The organism is Pseudoalteromonas sp. S4492, assembly GCF_005886115.1.
GTDB classification, from domain to species: Bacteria; Pseudomonadota; Gammaproteobacteria; order Enterobacterales; family Alteromonadaceae; genus Pseudoalteromonas; species Pseudoalteromonas gelatinilytica.
In genome coordinates, this window is record NZ_PNCP01000004.1 from 183,699 (window position 1) to 203,676 (window position 19,978).

The 19,978-nt window shown below is 41.4% G+C and carries 19 protein-coding genes; 15 read left to right on the plus strand and 4 right to left on the minus strand.

Going from position 1 to position 19,978, the window contains the following annotated elements:
• Positions 1–14: 14 nt before the first annotated feature.
• The 12 genes from CWC28_RS01530 to purF all read left to right on the plus strand — a co-directional run bounded on the left by CWC28_RS01530 (position 15) and on the right by purF (position 11,835).
• On the plus strand, positions 15–2,807 hold the full coding sequence (locus CWC28_RS01530) for a monovalent cation/H+ antiporter subunit A (protein ID WP_063706774.1): 2,793 nt from the start codon (positions 15–17) through the stop codon (positions 2,805–2,807).
• Positions 2,807–3,151: a Na+/H+ antiporter subunit C gene (locus tag CWC28_RS01535; RefSeq protein ID WP_063706776.1), complete on the plus strand. Its 345-nt coding sequence runs from the start codon at positions 2,807–2,809 to the stop codon at positions 3,149–3,151. Before CWC28_RS01530 ends, CWC28_RS01535 begins: the two co-directional genes overlap by 1 nt.
• On the plus strand, positions 3,148–4,665 hold the full coding sequence (locus tag CWC28_RS01540) for a monovalent cation/H+ antiporter subunit D (protein WP_063706778.1): 1,518 nt from the start codon (positions 3,148–3,150) through the stop codon (positions 4,663–4,665). Before CWC28_RS01535 ends, CWC28_RS01540 begins: the two co-directional genes overlap by 4 nt.
• The gene (locus CWC28_RS01545) at positions 4,665–5,201 is read left to right on the plus strand and encodes a Na+/H+ antiporter subunit E (protein ID WP_105181493.1); all 537 of its coding nucleotides are present in this window, start codon (positions 4,665–4,667) and stop codon (positions 5,199–5,201) included. Before CWC28_RS01540 ends, CWC28_RS01545 begins: the two co-directional genes overlap by 1 nt.
• Positions 5,195–5,464 carry a K+/H+ antiporter subunit F gene (locus tag CWC28_RS01550; RefSeq protein WP_063706782.1) on the plus strand — a complete coding sequence of 90 codons (270 nt, stop codon included), beginning with the start codon at positions 5,195–5,197 and terminating at the stop codon, positions 5,462–5,464. Before CWC28_RS01545 ends, CWC28_RS01550 begins: the two co-directional genes overlap by 7 nt.
• 8 nt (positions 5,465–5,472) lie before the next feature.
• Complete coding sequence (locus CWC28_RS01555; RefSeq protein WP_171038274.1) at positions 5,473–5,805, plus strand: Na+/H+ antiporter subunit G; 333 nt, start codon at positions 5,473–5,475, stop codon at positions 5,803–5,805.
• 141 nt (positions 5,806–5,946) lie between these two features.
• A complete protein-coding gene (gene truA / locus CWC28_RS01560) occupies positions 5,947–6,741 on the plus strand; it encodes a tRNA pseudouridine(38-40) synthase TruA (protein ID WP_063706786.1) in 795 nt (264 codons plus the stop codon).
• A 158-nt stretch (positions 6,742–6,899) separates the two neighbouring features.
• On the plus strand, positions 6,900–7,775 hold the full coding sequence (gene accD / locus CWC28_RS01565) for an acetyl-CoA carboxylase, carboxyltransferase subunit beta (protein ID WP_063706788.1): 876 nt from the start codon (positions 6,900–6,902) through the stop codon (positions 7,773–7,775).
• A 25-nt stretch (positions 7,776–7,800) separates the two neighbouring features.
• Complete coding sequence (folC, locus tag CWC28_RS01570; protein WP_105175213.1) at positions 7,801–9,066, plus strand: bifunctional tetrahydrofolate synthase/dihydrofolate synthase; 1,266 nt, start codon at positions 7,801–7,803, stop codon at positions 9,064–9,066.
• 11 nt (positions 9,067–9,077) lie between these two features.
• The gene (locus tag CWC28_RS01575) at positions 9,078–9,734 is read left to right on the plus strand and encodes an SPOR domain-containing protein (protein WP_105175212.1); all 657 of its coding nucleotides are present in this window, start codon (positions 9,078–9,080) and stop codon (positions 9,732–9,734) included.
• A gap of 61 nt (positions 9,735–9,795) precedes the next feature.
• Entirely contained in the window at positions 9,796–10,290 is a 495-nt protein-coding gene (locus CWC28_RS01580; protein ID WP_036969851.1) for a CvpA family protein, read from the plus strand.
• Positions 10,291–10,308: 18 nt separating this feature from the next.
• The gene (gene purF / locus CWC28_RS01585) at positions 10,309–11,835 is read left to right on the plus strand and encodes an amidophosphoribosyltransferase (protein ID WP_105175211.1); all 1,527 of its coding nucleotides are present in this window, start codon (positions 10,309–10,311) and stop codon (positions 11,833–11,835) included.
• A gap of 82 nt (positions 11,836–11,917) precedes the next feature.
• On the opposite strand, the gene CWC28_RS01590 is transcribed toward purF, so the two are convergent.
• The gene (locus tag CWC28_RS01590) at positions 11,918–12,517 is read right to left on the minus strand and encodes a Yip1 family protein (protein WP_063706798.1); all 600 of its coding nucleotides are present in this window, start codon (positions 12,515–12,517) and stop codon (positions 11,918–11,920) included.
• A 229-nt stretch (positions 12,518–12,746) separates the two neighbouring features.
• Between CWC28_RS01590 and miaE the strand changes: the two genes are divergently transcribed.
• The 3 genes from miaE (at position 12,747) to CWC28_RS01605 (ending at position 17,863) form a co-directional block, all read left to right on the plus strand.
• Complete coding sequence (miaE, locus tag CWC28_RS01595) at positions 12,747–13,505, plus strand: tRNA isopentenyl-2-thiomethyl-A-37 hydroxylase MiaE (RefSeq protein ID WP_055021736.1); 759 nt, start codon at positions 12,747–12,749, stop codon at positions 13,503–13,505.
• Positions 13,506–13,730: 225 nt separating this feature from the next.
• A complete protein-coding gene (locus CWC28_RS01600) occupies positions 13,731–15,953 on the plus strand; it encodes a GGDEF/EAL domain-containing response regulator (protein ID WP_105175209.1) in 2,223 nt (740 codons plus the stop codon).
• Between the two features lie 5 nt (positions 15,954–15,958).
• Positions 15,959–17,863, plus strand: a complete 1,905-nt coding sequence (locus tag CWC28_RS01605) for a sensor histidine kinase (protein ID WP_105175208.1) — start codon at positions 15,959–15,961, stop codon at positions 17,861–17,863.
• Here the strand turns inward: CWC28_RS01605 and CWC28_RS01610 are convergent.
• The 3 genes from CWC28_RS01610 to CWC28_RS01620 are packed head-to-tail and all read right to left on the minus strand — an operon-like array spanning position 17,853 to position 19,972.
• Positions 17,853–18,641, minus strand: coding sequence for a transporter substrate-binding domain-containing protein (locus CWC28_RS01610; RefSeq protein WP_105175207.1), 789 nt, complete (start codon positions 18,639–18,641; stop codon positions 17,853–17,855). The genes CWC28_RS01605 and CWC28_RS01610 overlap by 11 nt on opposite strands.
• 49 nt (positions 18,642–18,690) lie before the next feature.
• Entirely contained in the window at positions 18,691–19,425 is a 735-nt protein-coding gene (locus CWC28_RS01615) for a UDP-2,3-diacylglucosamine diphosphatase (RefSeq protein ID WP_138624622.1), read from the minus strand.
• Positions 19,426–19,480: 55 nt separating this feature from the next.
• Complete coding sequence (locus tag CWC28_RS01620; protein ID WP_054562080.1) at positions 19,481–19,972, minus strand: peptidylprolyl isomerase; 492 nt, start codon at positions 19,970–19,972, stop codon at positions 19,481–19,483.
• Between the last annotated feature and the right edge of the window lie 6 nt (positions 19,973–19,978).

The window sequence follows — 19,978 nt, forward strand, 5'->3', positions numbered from 1 at the left end:
AAAGGCTCCTAATTATGACTTTGCTCTGGATACCCCTGTTATCCTTAATCGGCAGTGTTATTTCATCCTGCACTTCAAAACTAACACGAAATCAAAGTACCGCTTTGACTATGTTAGCGCCTTTGATTGCCCTTGGAATTGTATTTTCGTATACCCCTGCGGTGTTTTCTGGCGAAACAATTCGCTATAGCGCGGATTGGATCCCACTTTTAAACATGCAAGTTTCGTTTCGACTTGATGGTTTGAGTTTACTGTTTTTATATATGATCTTGGGGATTGGTACCCTCGTGATCTTCTATGCACGTTACTATTTAAGTAGTAATGACTCTATGGCAAAGCTATTTTGCTATTTAATGCTATTTATGACCGCGATGGTCGGCATTGTGATGTCGAACAACGTGATCCAGTTATGGTTTTTCTGGGAGCTAACCAGTATTAGCTCATTCTTATTGATTAGCTACTGGTGGCACAAATCAGAAGCCAGAAAAGGCGCACGCATGGCACTTGCCATAACCGGTGCAGGCGGTCTTGCGTTGCTAGCAGGTTTATTGCTGATTGGTGATATTGTTGGTAGTTATAACCTTGATGTAATCCTCGCAAGCAAAACCCTGATCCAGTCACATGGCTTGTATGAAGTTGCCTTGGTATTAGTGCTGTTAGGTGCGTTTACTAAATCTGCGCAATTTCCTTTTCACTTTTGGTTACCGCATGCCATGGCCGCACCTACTCCGGTTAGTGCTTATCTTCACTCCGCAACCATGGTTAAAGCGGGTATTTTCTTATTAGCGCGTTTTTATCCAGCCCTTGCAGGCACAGACATTTGGTTTATTTTAGTAGCCATGACGGGTCTTGCGACCTTACTCGTTGGTGCTTATATCGCTTTATTTAAACATGATTTAAAAGGCTTACTAGCGTATTCAACAATCAGCCATTTAGGTTTAATTACCTTATTACTTGGCTTAGATACTGAGCTTGCTACGGTGGCCGCTATTTTCCATATTATTAACCACGCAACGTTTAAAGCGTCGTTATTTATGGCAACGGGTATTATTGACCATGAAACCGGCACCCGAGATATGCGTAAGCTTAATGGTATGTGGCGCTTTATGCCTTATACCGCAACGCTTGCCATGGTCGCAGCCGCAGCCATGGCAGGGGTGCCACTATTAAATGGTTTCTTATCGAAAGAAATGTTTTTTGCTGAAACATTACACCAACAAGTATTGGGTTCTATGTCATGGTTAATTCCGGTATTAGCGACAATTGCCGGAGCGCTCTCTGTCGCCTATTCAGCGCGTTTCATTCATGATGTTTTCTTTAATGGTGACCCTGTCGACTTACCAAAGCAGCCTCATGAGCCACCGCGTTACATGCGTGTGCCAATCGAAATATTAGTGGTGCTGTGTTTATTAGTAGGTATGTTCCCTGACTTTGCTGTAAGCGATATTTTGGCTTCGGCCTCATTTGCAGTGCTAGGCAATGTTGCTCCTGAATACACGTTATCAGTGTGGCATGGCTTCAACTTACCGCTGTTAATGAGCTTCATCGCAACGTCGTGCGGTGTATTAATTTACATTCAACGTAAACATTTATTCCATTTCCAAGCGTCATTACCGACCTTAAATGCGAAGAAAGGTTTTGACCGCGGTATGTACGGGCTAATTAAGTGGTCTCAAGAAAGAATTAATCGCATCGAAAATGGTTCATTACAGCGCTATGCGTTTGTGATGATCACTGTGGTGTTGTTGTGCGCAGGTTGGCCATTATTCGAAATGCGTCAGCTGGCGGGTGCAAATGGTTTAACGCCAATCGATTTCCATAATGCGATTGGTGCTGGTCTACTGGTGATTGGTGCGCTTGCAACGGTTATCTGGCATCGCTCACGAATGATTTCGTTGATTATGATTTCGATTGTAGGCTTGATGGTATCGGTGGTATTTACCCGTTTCTCAGCGCCAGATTTAGCACTGACTCAGTTAACTGTAGAAGTCGTGACGGTTATCTTACTTATGTTAGCGCTGTTCTTCTTACCACAGCGCACTCCGAAAGAGTCTAGCTCATTACGTATATTGCGAGATTTAGGAATTTCATCAGCTATTGGTGTTGTTGTAGCAAGTATCTGTTATGCCTTATTAACCAGACCACTTGAGTCGATTTCTGACTTCTTTATTGCCAATGCTAAAACCGGCGGTGGTGGTACTAACGTGGTGAACGTGATCTTAGTCGATTTTAGGGGCTTTGATACCCTTGGCGAAATTACCGTACTAGGTATTGCTGCATTGGGTATTTATAAACTGCTTATCAACTTGCCACTGTTTATGCCAGCAAGTGATAGCGAAGGTCGCCCTTGGGCGCGCGAACGCCACCCAATTTTGTTAGCGAGCATTTCGCAAAGTTTATTACCACTGGCTTTATTGGTTTCTGCGTACATCTTCTTACGTGGTCACAATTTACCTGGCGGTGGCTTTATTGCCGGTCTAGTGACTGCAATTGCGTTTATTTTACAGTACATGGCAAATGGTTCGAATTGGATTTCAGAGCGCTTTGATGTTAACTACCGCAAGATAATCGCTTCGGGTATTGCCATTGCTTTATTAACGGGCTTAGGTAGTTGGGCATTTGATCGTCCATTCTTAAAAACATGGTTTGATTATTTTGATATTCCGTTAGTCGGCAAGACTGAGCTTGCCAGTGCTATCGTGTTTGATTTAGGTGTGTATTTAACCGTTGTAGGTGCAACGCTGATGATTTTAGCAAGTTTAGGAAAACTGACTGCTGATACACCCAAGCAAGAGGTAAATATTTAATGGAAGTGTTGTACGCATCATGCGTGGGCGTGCTGGTTGCATGCGGAATTTATTTAATTTTGAGAGCGCGAACGTTCCCGGTGGTACTGGGTTTGACCATGCTTTCTTATGCAGTAAACCTGTTTTTATTCTCATCAGGACGCTTGACCATTAATAAAGCCGCTGTATTAGGCTCTGGCAGCGAATATGCAGATCCATTACCGCAAGCGCTGGTTTTAACTGCCATTGTAATTGGTTTTGCGATGACTGCGTTTGTGGTTATTTTAGCGATTCGCGGACGCGCAGATTTAGGGAATGACCATGTCGATGGTCATATGGTTAAGTCGTCGAAGGAGCAAAAATGATACAGCATCTCGCTTCTTTACCGATTTTAATTCCTATGCTGGCTGGCGTTTTGCTATTAATGCCGCCTTGCGGAAAGAACTTACAAATTCGCCGTGTAACCTCTGTCATTTTATCTTTGGTTACAGTCTTGGTGAGCGCCTATTTGCTGTTTTATATCAACAGTACTGCACCAATGGTTTACGCCATAGGTGATTGGTCGGCGCCATTTGGGATTGTACTTGTCGCTGACAGACTTGCGACATTATTAGTGCTGCTTACTAGCTTCTTAGGGGCGGTCGTGGTGCTTTATAGTTGTGCTGGTGATGACAAAAAAGGCAGCTTTTTTCACCCATTAGTGCACTTTTTGATTTTAGGCGTGAACGGCGCGTTTTTAACTGGCGATGTATTTAATCTATTCGTATTTTTCGAAGTGTTACTTATTGCATCCTATTCATTATTAATGCACTCAGCGGATAAACACAGCACCCGTGCTGCATTACAATACGTGATTTTAAACCTGATTGGCTCAAGCGTATTCTTAATTGCCTTAGGCGTACTATATGGTGTACTAGGTACGTTAAATATTGCTGATTTAGCACAAAAAGTCCCGCAATTGACAGGTGATGATGTTTACCTAGCTAAAATTGGTGGCTTACTGTTAATCGTGGTATTTGCCTTAAAAGGCGCGTTATTACCTTTGCATTTATGGCTACCAAATACCTACGCAAATGCGATGCCGCTGGTTGCAGCCTTATTTGCCATTATGACTAAAGTCGGTGTGTACGCCATGCTTCGTATTTATACGGTGATCTTTGGTGAGAACGCGGGTGAGCTTGCTCACATGGCACAGCCTTGGTTATGGGGCCTTGCACTCGCAACCATCGTGATGGGAGCAATTGGTGTATTAGCGAGTCAAGATTTTAGAAAGTTGATAGCCAATTTAGTGATTGTCTCTGTCGGTACATTAGTGGCACTCGTTGCAATTCAAAATGTCTCGGCAACAGCGGCACTCCTTTATTACCTTGTGCACTCAACGGTAATTTGTGCCGCGCTATTTTTAATTGCCGATTTAATTGCACAGCAGCGTGGTAAGGTTGCGGACCGTTTAGTCGCAGGGCGTCCCGTTGCGCAGCCATTCTTACTGGGTATTTGTTTTGTTATCGCCGCACTTGCAGTGGTTGGTATGCCACCACTATCTGGTTTTGTGGGCAAAATTTGGATTCTAAAAAGCACCCTTGATAGTGAAAAAGCCATGTTATTCTGGCCAATTTATATTCTTGCCAGTCTTGCGTTATTAGTCGCAGTTTCTCGTGCTGGCACAAGCTTATTTTGGGATCATAAACACAAAGACAGCGAAGCAATTGAGGGCAGCAAAGCACACCCTTTAAAAGTAACCGCGGTAATTGCTTTGTTGGCATGTTCACCTTTAATGGTTGTTTTTGCCGGTTCAATTTCTGATTTTATGTTAGCAACCTCAGAGCAGTTGTTTGATATTAATACGAGCATCAATGCTGTATTACAAGGAGGTCAATAATGCGTTTAGAAGCTCGTTTTCGTTGGCTGCCGACACCTTTTCGCAGTGTTTTATTGTTTGTTGTGTGGCTGTTATTGAATAACAGTGTGTCACCGGGTCATCTGTTATTAGCCGCGTTTTTTGCCATCACTATCCCGTGGATCACCTTTCCATTTCGTGATCCGCAACCACTTATCGTGAAACCTGGTCTGGCATTTAGACACTTAATGTTAGTTCTGTACGATATTGTGACGGCTAACTTGCAAGTGGCACTGCTGATTTTAGGACCGACTAAAAAATTGCGTCCGGGTTTTGTAAAAGTACCTTTGGATTTAAGTCATGAAATGCCAATTACAATTTTGGCAAGTACAGTGTCGTTAACGCCGGGTACTGTAAGCGCAGAGGTGTATCCTATTCCTGAGTCACTTGAAGAGGGTGAAGTTATTGAGCAGCGCTATTTATTAATTCACGTACTCGATTTAGCAGATGAGCAAGCGTTAATTAATACTATTAAGCAGCGTTACGAAGCACCGCTTAAGGAGATTTTTCGATGCTAGATACCGTTTTTTTAATTGTTTATGCCATGATTGCAATCTCGTTATTGCTAAATCTATGGCGCCTAATCGTTGGTCCGTCGGTGCCAGATCGCATTTTAGCGCTTGATACTATGTTTATTAACACCATTGCTTTGATCATTCTTTATGGCATGAGCATGGGCACGGGACTTTATTTTGAAGCGGCATTATTAATTGCGATGCTAGGTTTTGTAAGTACAGTAGCGGTGTGTAAATACCTGCTGCGTGGCGACATTATTGAATAAGGTAACAGATAATGAGTGAGTGGATTGTTTCAATCTTATTATTAATTGGTGGTTGCTTTATTCTGATAGGTTCAATTGGTCTTGTGAAAATGCCTGACTTTTTCATGCGTTTACATGGACCTACCAAAGCAACAACCTTAGGAATGGCATCGCTATTGATTGCTGCAATGGTGTATTTTAGTTACACCAATGAGGGGGTGAGCGTGAAAGAAATTCTTATTTCAATCTTTTTGCTTATCACCGCGCCTATCAGCGGCTATATGCTGATCAAATCGGCTATCCATCATAAGCTGCGTGCTAAAGACGGCACCAAGGGCCTAGACAACATCGAAGAAGATTAATCCCAGCTCGCACTTATCGTTAAGCGAATTGGTATGATATCTGAGCAGGCACAGTAATGTGATCGACCACGGTGGCTTTTATTGCGCTCGTAGATCGCATAAAATGCCCCGTCATTTAGTTCAGTAGGTAAATAGGTCATTATGCGAGTAGCACTTGGAGTAGAGTACAACGGCGCACGTTACAGTGGTTGGCAACGTCAATCACACGTTAATAGCGTACAACAAGAAGTAGAAACGGCGTTGTCGCGTATTTGTAATCATCCAGTTGAAATTGTTTGTGCAGGTCGTACCGATGCCGGTGTTCATGGCACCGGGCAGGTGATCCATTTTGATACGCATGCTGAGCGTGAAATGGTCGCGTTTACAATGGGTATGAACACCTTACTACCAAAAGATATTTCGATTCGTTTTGCTGAACCTGTCAGTGACGATTTTCATGCTCGTTTTAGTGCTACAGCTCGTCGCTATCGTTATGTGATTTACAATTACACCTATCGTGGCGCCATTATGAGCGAAGGTGTGACTCATTTTCATCACCCATTAGACGAAACTAAAATGCAAGAAGCCTGTCAGTATCTAATAGGTGAGCATGATTTTACGTCTTTCAGGGCGCTACATTGCCAAGCGAATACAGCAAATCGCACTATCCACCACTTGTCGGTAAAACGCCAAGGTGATTATGTGATCATTGATATTAAAGCGAATGCGTTTTTGCATCACATGGTTCGAAACATCACCGGCTGTTTAATGGATATAGGCTTACATAAGCATGAGCCAGTGTGGTTAAAAGAATTACTTGATCTAAAAGAACGTGCTAAAGCGAGTGCAACAGCAAAAGCGGCGGGTCTTTACTTAGTTGATGTGGATTACCCTGAACATTTTGGCATTCCTAAAACACCATTAGGGCCTTTGTTTTTACCTGATTCAGACAGTTAGACTTTAGTAGACTACTACTAAGACCAGTTTTTTATATCGTCTGCGGGTAATTCATGTTTTAATTGAAAAAATCTGTCTGTTTATTTGTTATCAGAAACACAAGCGAGTGTTTCCAATTAAACAGACTGCGACACAGAACAGCATTAAGAGAGTTGCAAATGAGTTGGTTAGAAAAAATCTTACCTAAAACGACCAAATCGTCAGGTCGTAAAGAAATCCCTGAAGGGGTTTGGGCTAAGTGTACAGACTGTGATTCAATTTTATATAAAGCAGAATTAGAAAAAGCACTCAACGTGTGTCCTAAATGTGATCACCACATGCGTTTAGGTGGCCGTAAGCGCCTTGAAAACTTTTTAGATGATGCAGAACGTCAAGAAATTGGTGCAGAGCACGAGCCAAAAGACGTTTTAAAATTTAAAGATTCTAAAAAATACTCTGACCGTATTACCCAAGCACAAAAAGCAAGTGGCGAGAAAGACGCACTTGTTGCAATGAAGGGCCGCCTAAAAGGTATTCCTGTTGCTGCTGTTGCATTTGAATTCTCATTTATGGGTGGTTCAATGGCGTCAGTGGTTGGTGCACGCTTTGTTGAAGCTGTAGATCAGTGTTTAGAACACAATATGCCGCTTATTTGTTTCTCTGCATCAGGTGGTGCACGTATGCAAGAAGCACTTATGTCATTAATGCAAATGGCTAAAACAAGTGCTGCGCTAGCGAAAATGAGCGAAAAAGGCTTACCGTTTATTTCAGTATTAACTGATCCAACAATGGGTGGTGTATCGGCATCATTAGCAATGCTTGGTGATGTAAACGTTGCTGAACCTAAAGCGCTTATCGGTTTTGCTGGTCCTCGTGTTATCGAGCAAACAGTACGTGAAACGCTTCCTGAAGGTTTCCAACGTAGTGAATTCTTGCTAGAGCACGGTGCAATCGACATGATTGTAGACCGTCGTGAAATGCGTGACACCCTTGCACGTATCTTAGCGAAATTTATGAACTTGCCTTCTACTGAACAAGAGCATAGAGTAGCGTAAATTTCAGCTTAACTGATTAAACGCTATGACAGAAATCCTTCCTAGCCAATCATCAAGTCTTGATGATTGGCTTTGTTATTTAGAAAGTGTCCATCCTGCCAATATTGAAATGGGCTTAGAGCGCGTTGCACGCGTTGCTAACCAAGTCGGCTTACTCGATACACCTAGCAAAATAATTTTAATTGCAGGGACTAATGGTAAAGGGACCACCGCTCGCTGTTTAGAAAGCTTATTACTTGCTCAGGGTTTTAGTGTCGGTACGTACGCATCTCCTCATCTAATTCGTTACAACGAACGCGTGCGTATTAATGGCCAAGAGCTTGATGATCAATTCCATGTTGATGCATTCGATATGCTTGAAAAAGGTCGTGGTGACACACCGCTGACTTATTTTGAATACGGAACACTGGGCGCACTGGCTATTTTTAAACGTCACGCTGTTGATTATGTGCTGTTAGAAGTGGGTCTGGGTGGTCGTTATGACGCCACTAATATCGTAACCCCATTTGCATGCGTGATCACCACAATAGATTTAGACCATAAAGAATACTTAGGTGATACCCGTGAATTAGTGGGTTACGACAAAGCCGGTATTTTTAGACCGAATACGCCTGCCATTGTTGGCGATTTAGCGATTCCGCATACAGTGACTGATTACGGCAATGAAATTAACGCTGATATGGTGTTATCAGGCCGTGATTTTAAATTCACAGAAGACAGTGAAGGCTTTAACTGGCAGTACCAAGATAACGATTGGCGCTTAGCTAAGCCTGCTATCCCTTGTCAAAATGCTGCAACAGCGTTGACCTTATTAGCTAAACTTGAGCTATTGCCAAGTGAGCAACTAGTTCGCGATTGCCTGGAAAATTTAACCGTAGAAGGGCGCTTTCAACAGCTCAGTGAGCAGCCGCTCATTTTTACAGATGTGGCGCATAATCCTGAATCTGCTCGTTATTTGGCACGTAAATTAAGCGTGTATAAAGATCAAGGGTTTAAAATTCATGCATTAGTCGCTATGCTTGCAGATAAAGATAAAGTGGCTGCCATGTCGGCTGTCGCAAATGTAGTTGACCAATGGTCGTTAGCAAGCTTAGATTGTTTCCGCGGAGACAAGGTTGAGAATCTTGCTAACGCACTTGCAGAAACAACATCAACAGCGCCTAGCACGCAATATGAGAGTGTTGAAACTGCATTAGACACGTTATTACCAAATGTCGATGAAAACACGCTTGTGATTGTGTTTGGTTCATTTATAACAGTGGCTGCAGCCATCAATTACTTTAAAAAATAGAGAGGAAATCGGTGAACGCAGGGTTTATTAATCGCTTAGTAGGTACCACCATTGTGGTTGTAGCGGCTATTGTCTTCATTCCAAATATTTTGGATGGTGAAAAGGTTCATTATACTGAAGGCTTTAAAGCAATTCCTGAACGTCCTGAGTTCACTACGATTGATTTACAAGAGGCGATTGATAATAAAGTCGCCTCTGCTGAACAACCGTCACAAACGCCAGTTGAAGATATTCAAGCCAACGATGCTGAGCTTGCTGCTAATGAAACGCAACAAATCGTCGATGATGCACCGCAAATGGTCGAAGCATCAACAGATGAGCCTGTGGTTCGTAAAACTGAGCTAAAAGTTGCAGTCCAAGAGCCGGCAAAGACCGTTGTCAAAGCTCCAGAGCCAACCCGTAAGCCAGAAGAAAACCTCACACAAATGGCTTATGTTATCCAATTGGGTAGTTTTTCTCATGCACCTAATGTGAAATCACTACAAGAAAAACTAAAAGCGAATGGTTTCAAAACCTTTACGCGTCCAATCAAAACCCCGAACGGCACACTGACAAAAGTCTTTGTAGGTCCTTCACTTAGCAAGAAAGAGTTAGAGAGTAAGCTTCCTGAGTTAAAGCAGTTAACCAAGTTAAACGGCAAAGTCACTCAGTTTGAAATTACAAAATGATCTGGCAATTCTATAGGTAGTCTTATAGAATGCGCCCCAAATTAACGACTAGTTGGTTCTTATGATCTGGGTTGATTACGCCATACTTGGCATTATTGCACTATCCACTATCATCGGCTTAATACGTGGCTTTGTAAAAGAAGCAATGTCATTAGCTGTATGGGCTGGCGCATTTATCATCTCTAGTTTGTTTTACCAATATTTAGCATCCTTCCTAACAAGTATTTCAGAACCCCTTTTAAGAAATGCAGCCGCAATAGCCATATTATTCTTTGCGACACTCCTGTTGGGTGGGTTACTAAACTATATTTTAGGTGAGCTTGTACAACGTACGGGTTTATCTGGCACAGACCGTGTTTTTGGCATAGTGTTTGGTGCTCTTCGTGGCGTGTTGGTCGTAAGCGCGTTACTCTTCTTTCTTGATGCTTTTACCGGTGCACCTAATACGCATTGGTGGGGCAACTCTATTTTGATTCCAGAATTTGGCTTTGTTGTTGAGTGGTTCTTTTCGTACCTCGAAAACAACTCGAGCTTTTTAAATTCTGTAAACCGTTAATCGGCGAGGATAAATTTAATGTGTGGTATCGTTGGCATAGTCGGAACTTCTCCTGTTAATCAGGCGTTATATGACGGCTTAACTGTTTTGCAACACCGCGGTCAAGATGCAGCTGGCATCATTACCATTGAAAACAACACGTTTAGCTTACGTAAAGCCAATGGCCTTGTGAAAGATGTGTTTCATACCCGTCATATGAAACGCCTTCAAGGCACAATTGGTATTGGCCATGTTCGCTACCCGACAGCTGGTTCTTCTAGCTCGTCAGAAGCGCAACCTTTCTACGTTAACTCACCATTTGGTATTGCACTTGCGCACAATGGTAACTTAACAAACGCAGAAGCATTAAAGCAGCAATTATTTTCAGAAGCTCGCCGTCATGTTAATACAACATCTGACTCTGAAATCTTACTTAACATCGTGGCACATGAGTTAAGCAAGTCAAACAAGCTAAAACTTGACGCTGAAGATATCTTCAATGCAGTGACCGAAGTAAACAATAAAGTAAATGGTGGTTATGCAACGATTGCAATGATCATCGGCCACGGTATTGTTGCGTTTCGTGATCCGAACGGCATTCGTCCGTTGGTGTTTGGTAAGCGTGAAACTGCAAATGGTACTGAGTACATGTTTGCTTCAGAAAGCGTGGCATTAAAAACCGACGGTTTTGAGTTTGTTCGTGACGTAGCACCAGGTGAAGCGATTTACGTAACTGAAGATGGTCAGTTTTTCTCACAAGCGTGTGCTGAAAAAGCAACTTACTCGCCATGTATCTTTGAGTTTGTTTACTTTGCGCGCCCAGATTCAACGATTGACCGTATGTCTGTTTATGCGACACGCGTAAACATGGGGACTAAGTTAGGTGAAAAAATCGCACGTGAATGGGCTGATAAAGACATCGATGTGGTTATTCCTATTCCTGAAACGTCGTGTGATGTAGCGCTTGAGATTGCGTCAGCACTTAACCTGCCTTACCGCCAAGGTTTTGTTAAAAACCGCTACATTGGCCGTACCTTCATCATGCCAGGTCAAGAAATGCGTAAGAAATCAGTTCGTCAAAAACTGAACGCGATTGACCGTGAGTTCAAAGGCAAAAACGTATTACTTGTTGATGACTCAATTGTTCGTGGTACAACATCAGCGCAAATCGTAGAAATGGCTCGTGAGTCAGGTGCGAAGAATGTTTACTTCGCGTCAGCAGCGCCAGAGATTCGTTTCCCGAACGTATACGGTATTGATATGCCATCGGCAGCTGAGCTAATTGCGCATGGCCGTGAAGTGGAAGATATCAATGCTAGCATCGGTGCAGATGGTCTTATCTATCAATCGTTAGATGACCTAATCTCGGCAGTAAGCCAAGAAAACCCAGAAATCACCCGTTTTGAAACATCAGTATTCGATGGTCAATACATCACAGGTGATATCGACCAAGATTACCTAAACCACATTGACCGTTTACGTAATGATTCAGCGAAATCAACCCGTGAAAACGCCATGTCAGCAAGTTTAGAGTTGCACAATCAAGAAGAGAACAGTGCTGATTAATCAGTGCATATCTATTTGATATAAAAAAGGAGCTGAATAGCTCCTTTTTTGTTTGTGGAAAGAAAGGAAAATAACAATGTACTCAGGTAAACATAGGGTGGACGATTCCATTAGTCCATAAGATAGCTGTCGCAGCTAAAATAATTACCAGTAATATCAGCCCACACGTGACCACCGAACTGGCATAAATAAAGCCTCGCTCTTCAGGAATGTGCATCAAAATTGGCACTCCCGTGTAAAGCAAGTAAACAGAGTAGGCAAGTGCTACAAGGCCTACACACACCACAAACCAAAGTTCAGGTAAAAATGCCGCAAATGAAGACATGAATACCGGCGTTGCTGTATATGCAGCGAGCTCTAAGGTTTGTGTAAAGGTGGGTTTTGCACCAAAGGTAACGGCCATCCAATGTGCTAAGTAAGCAAGTGCAAAAACGCCCGCAATCAGTGCAAAGTACATCGCGATAGCAATGAGTAATGCACTATCATGGGTTAAAAACACTGCATCGCCAGAGCCAATACTCCAACCTAAATATACAGATGAATAGTAGCCCATAATTGAAGGAATACTGGCAATTAATAAAATGTGCGACAAGCTATAGCGCAAGCTTTCGTGGCGGTTATCAATTGTTTGCCATTCTTCGAGTGGGTGGGCGTACAAGCCCCATAAGTGGTTTAGAATCATAATCAATGCCCCTGTAAAAAGGAATGTGAGCTGTTTTATTTTTGTACAGCTTTGATTAAGTTATGGTTCAGTAATTAAACCTTGTCAAGAAGCTGCAATAATCGAAATGGTCGATAAAATGTAACTCTTTAGTGCATATAGAAAATTAGCTTGCACTGATATGGGTCATGGAATGCGGGCTTATTTATGTGATAAAATCGAATCAAGATTTTTGATGAGAAGTTATTCAGTGCCTTATTCTGATTTGTTAGCGCCCATTCATTCTTTTTTAAAGTGCGAAACACCCGATGAGTGGATTGCTGCGGCAACCAAAAAAGAAAACTTAGATGTGGTTTTAATCGACCATCTTATCTGCGAATTAAAAGCAGCTCAGTCTGCCATGTTTTTAATTCGTAAGTATGCAGTTGATAAAGAAAGTAGTGATGCTTTGCTTGAGTGGTTAAAACCATTTGAGACGCTTGTATATAAGCGAGAAGGAGATTGGCGTGAGCTTGCTGATAAAAACAAGCTGACTAAATCAATGATCCCAAAATCGAATTCACCATACGGGCAAGACCTTATCGATAAAATGGTGATGCTCATTAAAGAAGAACTACATCACTTTTATCAAGTCCTTGAGATCATGGATGAATACGGTATTGAATATAAAAGCATTACTCCATGTCGTTATGCGAAAGGGATGCTGCGCCACGTGAAAACTTACGAGCCTGATGCTTTGGTTGATAAGTTAATTATCGGTGCTTATATCGAAGCCCGCTCATGTGAACGCTTTGCTAAATTAGCCCCGCATGTTGATAAGCGCTTAGGTGATTTTTATATCTCACTACTGCGCTCTGAAGCGCGACATTACCAAGATTATTTAACTCTTGCGCAAGAAATCAGTGAGTTTGATATTACCGAACGTGTTGAATTTTTTGGTCAACTTGAAGCTGAGCTTATTTCAACCCCAGATGAAGACTTTAAATTTCACAGCGGTGTGCCTGCATAATATATTAAATCAGAGCGCCTGTTTGGCGCTCTAATTCATTTATCTTGCCAAATTTAGTGGGTTTTACCCCCTATTCAAATTAACTAATTCTCATTACTTTTCTAATACTTATTCATTTATTGTTTTAGTAAATAATTTGTACCTTTTAAAATCTTGCACTACCTTTGACCTAGGTTGCTATTAACATTCGTAAAATAGAATCATAAGTTGTTAAAAGGAGAAGTCATGCGTGATTCTAATGTGCCTTTCGAGTTTAAAGAAGATGCTTCTGAACAATCGTATGCCCAAAAAACATGGAAAGTTTTAACGGTTGAAGATGACTTAAACTACCAACAAGCATTACTAAACAGTTTTAATGCCATATCTCTAGATAACAATGAGTCTCTTGAGGTATTTACGGCAAATTCAGTGTCAGAGGCATCGTCTGTGTTATCGCGTCACAAAGATATCGCTATTGTATTTCTTGATGTGGTGATGGAAGAAGACGATTCTGGCCTTAGACTTGTAAATACCATACGCCACGTATTAGGCAACAACGATATACGCATAGTGCTATTAACAGGGCAGCCAAGCTTTGCCCCCGAACCGCAAGTAATGCAATTGCTTGATATTGACGAATATTGGAATAAGTCTGACATGACGGTAGATAAACTTAAATCTATCGTTAGTAGCCATCTTCGTACGTATCAATATATTTCGCAAATCTCAAATGCCAAACAAGGACTGCAGTTAGTACTTGATGCGGCAAGAAGCATTAATAGTAAACACGACATACGTGCATTTTCTCATGCGGTGCTAGATGAAATAGGTAAAATTTTGCATCTATCTAAGGGAGGCGGCGTATTATGCGTTGGCAATGAAAAGCACGTTGATAAACACCCAAAAGTTCTTACTAGTGTCGGTTGTTACAGAGGGCTTGATGGTAAAGAGCTCAGCACAGATGTGCTCAGTGAAGAAGCACAGCAATCGTATATTTTAGCCAGAGATAAAAAAGAGCATGTGTTTTCTGAGCATTACAGTGTTTTTTATTTTGATACCGCTGATGTTGATGTTAGCTATTACATCACGATTGTTAAATCAGATGTTCCCATCGACGAGCATAATGTATTTTTACTAAAGGTATTTAGTGAAAATGTCAGTACAGGCTTTTCGAATATTGCACTGATGAACCGGCTTACTGAGCTTGCTTACACCGATATAACGCTAAACATGCCCAACAGGAACTGGCTCCAGCGCGAAATCGATAATATGAACAAATACGAACAAGCTGAAACTCAGTTAGTGGTGTTTGAGATACTTCAGTTTGACGAAAAGTCTTTTCGGTTTGGTCATGAATTTTGTAAAAAAACACATCTAAAAATGCGCGAGAATATTTTGCAAGCCTTAGCGCCGTATCACCCTCGTATCGCTGTTTTTAAAAGTGATTGTTTAGGTGTTTTAGTGTCAAGCCATGCATTTGAAGATGAAAGCGTTGTTGACTCTTTAAAACGTCAATCTTTTGAAATTGATGGGGTAAAACAGTTTTTAGATGTGCGTATTTTAGTTATGCAGCTAATCGCCTTTGAAGATCATAACGCAGAGCAAATATTCAATTTAGCAGAGTCTACTCTTAATGATGAAAACACACAAAGAGCTGAGCTTCTCTATTATACGTTAGATAATACCAAAGCGATTACACGGCGCTATGAATTGATGCAAGAGCTGCGCACCGCAATACGCAACAAAGAGCTCCAAGTAGCCCTACAACCCAAGGTTAATTTAATCACTAATGAAGTCATTGGTTTTGAAGCACTGGCGCGATGGCAAAGAGGTGATGGAACATTTGTCAGACCCGATGAGTTTATTGAACTTGCCGAAACTGCTGGACTTATTAGTGAGTTAGATAAGTTGATTTTTGACAAAATAATGCAAACGATTAACCAATTTGCAGAGCAGGGCGTTAGTTTGCCAATCGCGTTTAATGCCTCTACGTTTGATTTGTTAGCCGATGATTACTTTGTTGAGATTGCGGCACGTATTGAGGAATATGGCATTTCACCTTCGTTACTTGAGCTTGAAGTAACAGAGACCCAAGCAATTTTTAACTATGAAAAGATCAATGCATGTTTATGTCGTTTTGCCGGTTTAGGGATAAAAATTAGCATTGATGATTTTGGGACAGGTTATTCATCGCTCGCCCATGTTAGTGAAATACCAGCACAAAATATAAAAATAGACCGCTGTTTTGTGAGCAATATTCAAGACTCGAGGTCTAATCAACATATTATCGAAATGATTATGCTATTAGCAGAAAAATTCGGTTTTGAAGTAACAGCGGAAGGCATTGAAACGGAGGCTGAGTACGCTTGGCTCGTTGAAGCTGGTTGTAGTGTAGGGCAGGGTTATTATTACGCTAAACCCATGTTTTATGATGATGCATTGCAGTGGCTAAAGGGCCGGTCTAACTAACTATTATGGTAGAAGTAAATCACCAATATGAGTTACTAAAGAAAAGGCTACTTATAAAATTTGTGGTTATTGTCATTGGCAGCTTATTTATAAGCGCTATGGTTTATTTACTGCAATACCAAATACAAAAAAGTAATGTCACGCTTTTACAAGATAACACCTTACTTGCAGCGCATAATACCTTTAGCAGAGAGTTGGGTGATGTGCGTAAAGTGGTTAAATTGCTGGTGGCTGACGAAGCGCTAAAACGCCACGTATCCGACGCTGAACTTGAACAACAAATACAAACTCATTTTGTTAATTTTGGTTTAGCTGCTGACAGCATTTCTCAAATACGTTGGTTAGATAGCCAGGGCCAAGAACGGTACCGCGTTAATTTTAAAGCTGGTAAAGCCCAAGTTGTGGCACCACAACAGTTGCAAAATAAAGGTAATCGTTATTACTTCACTGAAGGAATTGCGCACAGTAAAGGTGATGTATACATCACGCCAATAGATTTAAATGTTGAACGCGGCGTTGTCGTCGCCCCATATGAGCCGACATTGCGCGCATCCTATCGAACCACGAACGACACTTTTGTGTTAGATGGGTTAATTGTTGTCAATTTTGACCTATCGAAAACCTTACAACAAATTAAGTCACTGAGTACTTTGCAAGCTCAAATACAATTGGTTAATGGCGAAGGCTATTGGTTGTTAAATCCTGATAGTAAGAAAGAGTGGGGCTTTATGTTAGATAAGCCACAACTCACTCTCAGCGAAGATGATGATCAGTTATGGCAAACAATTGCTGAATTACCGAAAACGCAGCAACTTATTACATCGCATAGTCGTACAACCAGCTTTTTAAAAATGAATCTCGGTAATAATAATGACAATGCATTAAGTAATATCATTGTGCTGGTAAAAGCGGACAATTCAGTACTGAGGGAGATATTTTTATGGTCATTTGGCATTGCTTTGGCATGTGCTGTTTGTCTAATTACTATTGCTGGTTTGTATTTAAAGCGTAGTTATCGTGATCAGTGTCAAATCATTAAAGCAACAGCAAATTTAGAAAATGAGCAGCAGGAGCTGGTAGCGGCTAATAGCAAATTACAACGCTATATAAAACAGCAGCATCAATTACAGGGGGAGTTGATTGAAGCGCAACGGTTGTCATCGCTCGGTTTAATGGTGGCCGGTGTCGCTCATGAAATGAATACCCCATTAGGTGGTGCTGCTATTTCAGTATCAAATGCACAGTTAATTAATCAACAACTCAAAGATAAAATTGACCAAGGCTTCACAAAGCAGTTTTTAGAAACGAGAGTTGAACGTATTGCCGATAATTTGTCGCTCTCAAAAGTAAATTTAGATAAAGCGATCGCTCATGTGAAAAGCTTTAAAGAAATGGCCCATGATCGCTCGAATGATCAACTTGTTAGCTTTAATATCGAAAAAGTCACCCATGATCTTCTACTGGGTTTAAAATCTCGCTTTAAGGCCTCTAAAGTAACAATTGAAACGCACATCGATGTCAAACAAGACATCACGAGTCGACCTGGGGTTATTTCACAAATTATAGAAAGCCTAATCGTCAATGCAATTTCTCATGCCTTTAATGAGCATGACACAAAGCAGGTTCAGTTAGCTGTTTATCTAGAAAGTGACAATACATTATGTATTAAAGTGTCTGACAATGGCTCAGGTATAGATGAATCCTTGCGAGAACAGCTATTTGATCCTTTCTTCACCACATCAAGAAAACACGGTCACACTGGGCTTGGGTTGTATCTTGTTCATCAGTGGGTTACAAATGTTCTAAAAGGTAAGATAAGCTTAGTCGCAACTAATGAACTGCCAGAAAATATTGCAACACAGTTTAAAATCACGCTACCGATTAGTATTTCAACGAGCACTAATGTTTAGCTAATAATTGATGGATGCTTGCAATTTCCTCTGCACTGAGTTCATAGCTTTTAAGTATTTCATCCAGCTTTCCCGAGTTTTTTAAAGACTGCACGCCTAAATATAAGCTTTGCTGAAATAGCTCAGCGTGAGGGTGATCTTTTTTGGTGATCACATGTAAATACTGAGTGGCAAGGTAGGGGCTAATTATTTCTAATTCTGTTTGTTTTGCTTGCTGTAACCGTTCACTCTTGTCGAGCCAATAGAGTGCGACCTCCTTAGTACCGGCAACTAAATCAACACGGCCATGCTTTAACAGTAATAAGCTTTCAATCAAACTATCTGTAGTTGTTATGGTCAGTTCAGGATGCTGTTCGAATTCGTCACTCACCACATAATCTTCGCCTTTGCTGATTGTATATGGCTTTAATGAATAGAGTGATCCGGTAAAGGTGATGTCTTTGCCAGCCTGCTTAAATAATACCGTATGAGCAGTTGCTAAGGGTTGTGAGTAGCTAAATTCTCTAGCCCTTTGCTCTGTATAAAAAGCCCCTAGTACAGCAACACGTTTATGGCGCTTAGCAAGTTTTAAAGCGCGCGCCCAATGGGTGTATTCAATCGTTGCTTGGTGTTTTTGGCTTTTAAGTGCAGCAATAATGACTTCGTGCAACCAACCCGGCTCGCTCTGATTATTAATAAAGTAAGGCGGGTATGGTTCAGTGACCAGTTGCCAAGTTTGGCTATGGACTGAAAAGCTAAACAAAAAACAGCAACAAAAACAGCTTAATTGACTCATCATAGATAATGCGTTTTTTACAATACTGTTTAAAGCATAGTTAAAATACTGGCTATTTAAAGGGCGAATGGATTAGTTTTTGCTGCTCAGGTGTAACTCTTAAGTATGATCCTTGTTCATACCAGTCACCCAACACTGTGCGCGTTAGTGTTTTACCTGCGTGATTATAATGGTGCACATTCGGGCGGTGGGTATGGCCGTGGATCATATTAGCAACCTGATGTTTTTCAAACATGGCTAATACTGCATCTTCAGTCACATCTAGGATTTCTAACGCTTTGCCGGCTTGACTTTGTTTTGATTTTTCTCGGGCGTTACGGGCAATCTTCTTGCGATACCAAAGCGGCATAGCAAGCATTAATTTTGGCCACCACCAACCACGGCTTTTTTTACGAAACTTTTGATACTCAATATCTTGAGTGCACATTTCATCACCGTGCAAGATAACTGTTGGGGTACCGTATAAATCAATAACAACTTGTTCTGGTAATAGAGTCATACTTGCGCTTTTTGCATAGCCTTCTCGCATAATAAAATCGCGATTGCCATGAATAAAAAACACCTCAGTACCACTTTCACTGACTTGGCTTAAACGTGCGGCAACACTCTTTGAAAGATCAGTTTGGTAGTCATCACCGACCCATACTTCAAAAAAGTCACCCAAAATATACAGCGCATCAACGTCATCATTAATAACCTTGCTATCAAGAAAATCAAAAAATGCCGCAGTGATGTCGGGGCGGTTTTCTGTTAAATGGAGATCGGCAATAAAATAACTTTGATTCATGGTTACTCGCAAAAAAGCGGGCAACAGGCCCGCTTAAAAAGACTAAACGATTAAATTAGCTAACCGTTACTTTTTCGATGATGACATCTTCAAGAGGTACGTCTTGGTGGAAACCCGCGCTGCCAGTAGCAACACCTTTGATTTTGTTTACCACGTCCATACCTTCAACAACTTCTGCGAACACGCAGTAGCCCCAGCCTTGTGATGTTTCACTGCTGAAGTTTAAGAAGTCATTGTCGTTAACGTTAATAAAGAACTGCGCAGTTGCTGAGTGTGGATCCGGCGTACGTGCCATTGCTAATGTGCCTACTTTATTCGCAAGGCCATTGTTTGCTTCGTTTTCGATAGGGTTGTTTACTTCTTTTTGAACCATACCAGGCTCAAAACCACCGCCTTGTACCATAAAACCATCAATTACACGGTGAAAAATAGTGCCGTTGTAAAAGCCAGCGTTTGCATACTCTAAGAAGTTTTTAACAGTGTTTGGTGCATCGCTTTCGTGCATCTTGATAGTGATGTCACCAAAGTTTGTGTGTAGTACAACCATGAGGTT